Source organism: Lentzea indica (assembly GCF_012184385.1).
GTDB lineage: Bacteria > Actinomycetota > Actinomycetes > Mycobacteriales > Pseudonocardiaceae > Lentzea > Lentzea indica.
In genome coordinates, this window is sequence record NZ_VSRL01000468.1 from 1 (window position 1) to 3095 (window position 3095).

Below are 3095 nucleotides of genomic sequence, written 5' to 3' on the forward strand. Positions count from 1 at the left end.
TGCGGGTGGCCGAGGTTGATGAGCACGCCTGCGGTGCTGTAGTCGTCGTTCTCGGCCTGGTACAGCTCGATGGCGTGCTCGTAGAGGGCGATCGCCTCGTCGTGGCGCTGCGGTCCACCGACAGGTTGCTGACCGAGGCCATGCTGGACGACGGCGGTGACGCTCGGGCACTGGCCGCCGCCGGTACCGCGCTGGCCGCCGAGCTGATGTCCGCGTTCTGCACGGAGGACGACGGACTGGCGGACGCGTTGCTCGCCGGCGGCGCTCCTGATGGCGCTGCGGCTTTCTACACGGTCGTCTCGGTGCGCGGAGCGTGGGGAGATCGGCTGGTAAGCGCTTTCCGTCGGCGTGGGACCGTACTTTCCGCCGCATCTGGCCATCTGCTGTTACCGCTCGCCGAAGCGGCGGCGCTGCCTCTGTGCCGGGACGTGTGCGCGGAGATCGGCGGGGAGGTGTGGCTGTGCGTGGCGGAACGGCCCGCCGCGCGTGTTCCCCTGGCGCGCAAGGAGGTCGACGAGATCGACGCGCTGGTCGCGTCACTGGGCCGGCCGCCGGGGGTGTACCGGATCGACGACGTGCTGTTCGAGCGCGCGCTCGTGGAGACGCCGGAAGTGCGGGACGAGCTCGACAAGGTTGTCGCGCCGTTGCTGGCGAACCCCGTTCTCGTCGAGACCGTGCTCGCCCTGCTCGAGGCGGACGGCAACCGGGCGGTAGCTGTCAAGAAGCTGTTCATCCACCGCAGCACGATCGACTACCGGTTGTGGCAGGTCGAGCAGCTCACCGGACTGTGCCCGGTCAACCCGCGTGACCTCGCCGTTCTCGGCACGGCGATCGGCATCGGCCGCGCGAACGCCTTGGGCTGAACGGATTCAGCGACCAGCGGGTGAACGTTAAGGCTGCCTCAAGCCACCTGTGCCAACTGTCGACAGTTGCCTAACGTTCCGGTGCGACATCCGTAGGGCCCTCAGGGAGGCGACCCGTGACCACCGTGCTGGACAGCAAGCTGCTCAACGACGTGCTGCGTGACATCCTCAGCCCGTACGACCTTCCGCCCATCGAGGACGTGGCCACCCGTCGTCAGCTCGCCAGAACCCTGCTTTCCGGTCGCGACAACGGATCCTTCGACGGCCTCGCCCTCGCTTACGCGGTGATCGCGTTCTGCTCGTCCACTGAGGACGGTGCGGCCGAGGTGCTGGAGGCGGTGCGGGACAACGGCGACGCGCTCGTGCTCGACGGCGTCCGCGGCGGCTACGTGCTGCTGCCGTGTGCCCAGGACGAGCACGTCGGGCTGGCCAGGGAGCTGCACGACCGCCTGGGTGGCGAGGTGTGGATGGCTGTCGCGTGGGGCTTCCCGGCGCGACCTGGGCATCGGCCCGCGCGACGGCCGAGGACGTGCTGCGCATCGCGTCCTGCCGCCGGCCGGCGTCTATGAGCTGCGCAACGTCCTGGCGGACTTCGCGGTGCTGCGCCAGCCGCACGTGGCCGAGCGGCTGGCTCGCATGATCGAACCCGTGGTGGCGCAGCAGCCGTTGCTGGACGCGTTGCGGGCGTTCATCTCCGAGGACGGCAACCGTGCGGCGGCGGCGCGGCGGCTGGACATCCACCGCAGCACGCTGGACCACCGCCTGCGGTTGGTCGAACGGCTGACCGGCTGCCGTCCGACCTCACCGCGTGCGTTGCTGACGCTGAGCGTCGCGCTGACCGCTCACTCATCACCGCAAGTGCCGCTGCCGCACACTCACTGACCGGTTTGGGCGGAGATCTGCTCGCGAAGCCGGTCCTCCTGCGCCTTGAGCTCCGGCGTCAACGCGTCGCCGAACGCCTCGTCGCCGTGGACCTGCCGGATCTCCACCTCGCCGCTCTGGAACGGCGCCTTCTTCAGCCACTCCACGGCGTCCTGCAGGGTCGGCAGCTCCCAGATCCAGAAGCCGGCGATCAGCTCCTTGCTCTCGGTGAACGGGCCGTCGACGACGCTCGTCGAGCCCTTGTCGTCGAACCGGACCCGCGCGCCCTTGGAGCTCGGGTACAGGCCGTCGCCCGCGAGCATCACGCCGGCTTTCACGAGCTCCTCGTTGTAGTTGCCCATGGCCGCGAGCTCTTCGGTCGTCGGCATCTGGCCGTTCTCGGTCTCCGGGGTCGCCTTGACGATGACCATGAACCGCATCTCGATCTCCTCTGCCTGGTGTCTCCGGTGCGTTTCTACCCACGCGTCGATCGGGCTTCCGCGTCTTTCGACAGGCTTCAGGCAATTGTGACCGGCGTCACATGGTTAGGCTCGGTGGCATGCGCGAAGACGTCGACTGGATCCTCGAGAACTGCCAGGTCTGGGCCATCGTGGGGCTCGCGGACAACCCGTCTCGCGCTGCCCACGGCGTCGCCCGGTTCCTGCAGCAACGCGGCAAGAAGATCGTGCCCGTGCACCCGTCGGCCGAGACCGTGCACGGCGAGCAGGGCTACGCGTCGCTGGCGGAGATCCCGTTCCCGGTGGACGTCGTCGACGTGTTCCGCCGTTCGGAGGCCGCGGGCCAGTTCGCGGACGAGGCGATCTCGATCGGTGCGAAGGCCGTGTGGTTCCAGCTCGGCGTGGTGGACGACGGGGCCTATCGGCGTGCGAAGGACGCCGGGCTGCACATGGTGATGGACGTCTGCCCGGCGATCGAGTGGCGCTCTCGTTGAACGACTGGCTAACCTTCCCAGATCGTCTCCGACCATCTGGGGGTTCCGGGGACGAATCGGCTGGGGGGCTGGTTTCGGATGCTCGTCGACATCGCCGCGCTGCGACCCGCGGACTCGCCGCGAACCGGCGGCTGCAGCGAGGAGTTCGTTCGTTCGCTGGCGTCTTCTGACGCACGGCTGTCACCGATCGTGGTGCATCGCGCCACGATGAAGGTCGTGGACGGCGCCCACCGCCTGAAGGCGGCGGTGCTGCGCGGTTGCCGTTCCGTCGAGGTCGAGTACGTCGACGGTCCTGCCGAGGACGTCTTCGGCCTGTCCGTGTCCTTGAACGTCTCGACGTTGTCCACGGCCGACCGCGAGGCGGCGGCCCGGCGGTTTGCTGCGGTCGCATCCGCAGTGGTCCGACCGCGCCATCGCGG

The 3095-nt window shown here is 68.9% G+C and carries 6 protein-coding genes; 5 read left to right on the plus strand and 1 reads right to left on the minus strand.

All coding sequences use genetic code 11. The annotated features are described in order from the left end of the window. The 3 genes from FXN61_RS48455 to FXN61_RS48465 all read left to right on the plus strand — a co-directional run. Positions 1-863: PucR family transcriptional regulator (locus tag FXN61_RS48455; protein WP_167980495.1), on the plus strand; the 863-nt coding region annotated here is incomplete at its 5' end. Positions 864-979: 116 nt separating this feature from the next. Then, complete coding sequence (locus FXN61_RS48460) at positions 980-1432, plus strand: hypothetical protein (RefSeq protein ID WP_167980496.1); 453 nt, start codon at positions 980-982, stop codon at positions 1430-1432. Between the two features lie 28 nt (positions 1433-1460). Beyond that, positions 1461-1745 carry a helix-turn-helix domain-containing protein gene (locus FXN61_RS48465; protein WP_167980497.1) on the plus strand — a complete coding sequence of 95 codons (285 nt, stop codon included), beginning with the start codon at positions 1461-1463 and terminating at the stop codon, positions 1743-1745. Here the strand turns inward: FXN61_RS48465 and FXN61_RS48470 are convergent. Further along, on the minus strand, positions 1739-2164 hold the full coding sequence (locus FXN61_RS48470; RefSeq protein WP_167980498.1) for a YciI family protein: 426 nt from the start codon (positions 2162-2164) through the stop codon (positions 1739-1741). The genes FXN61_RS48465 and FXN61_RS48470 overlap by 7 nt on opposite strands. A 119-nt stretch (positions 2165-2283) precedes the next feature. Between FXN61_RS48470 and FXN61_RS48475 the strand changes: the two genes are divergently transcribed. Next, positions 2284-2676: a CoA-binding protein gene (locus tag FXN61_RS48475; RefSeq protein WP_223165908.1), complete on the plus strand. Its 393-nt coding sequence runs from the start codon at positions 2284-2286 to the stop codon at positions 2674-2676. Between the two features lie 78 nt (positions 2677-2754). Further along, on the plus strand, positions 2755-3095 hold a 341-nt coding region (locus FXN61_RS48480; protein WP_167980500.1), incomplete at its 3' end, for a ParB/RepB/Spo0J family partition protein.